The sequence below is a fragment of the Bacillus cereus group sp. BfR-BA-01382 genome (genome assembly GCF_022663475.1).
Taxonomy (GTDB): Bacteria; Bacillota; Bacilli; order Bacillales; family Bacillaceae_G; genus Bacillus_A; species Bacillus_A thuringiensis_S.
In genome coordinates this window covers 1-228 of record NZ_JAKUFQ010000427.1, presented here as the reverse complement: position 1 = coordinate 228, position 228 = coordinate 1, and the positions used below count along the sequence as shown (strand labels likewise).

Sequence of the window (228 nt, the reverse complement as noted above, 5' to 3'; positions counted from 1 at the left end):
ACATGAATCATCGCAAGAGCCGCCGTGTCCGTGAGGGAAGAATTCGCATTTTTTACAGTAACATCGTTTAGTCCAGTAAAATTTCTTTTCAAAACGTACACATTTTGTAACTAAAGTGCATTCTTTTCTACGTGTTACTTTCGTAACGAACGTCCATTTTTGAACGCGTACACGAGTACATTTCGTAACAAATGTCCACTTTTTAACGTGAGTACATTTTGTAACAAA

Annotated in this window: 1 pseudogene; it reads right to left on the bottom strand. The window is 36.8% G+C overall.

Features of this window, described 5'->3' with window-relative positions:
- A pseudogene (gene exsB / locus MR160_RS34590) lies at positions 1 to 228 on the bottom strand (exosporium protein ExsB); the annotation flags it as partial.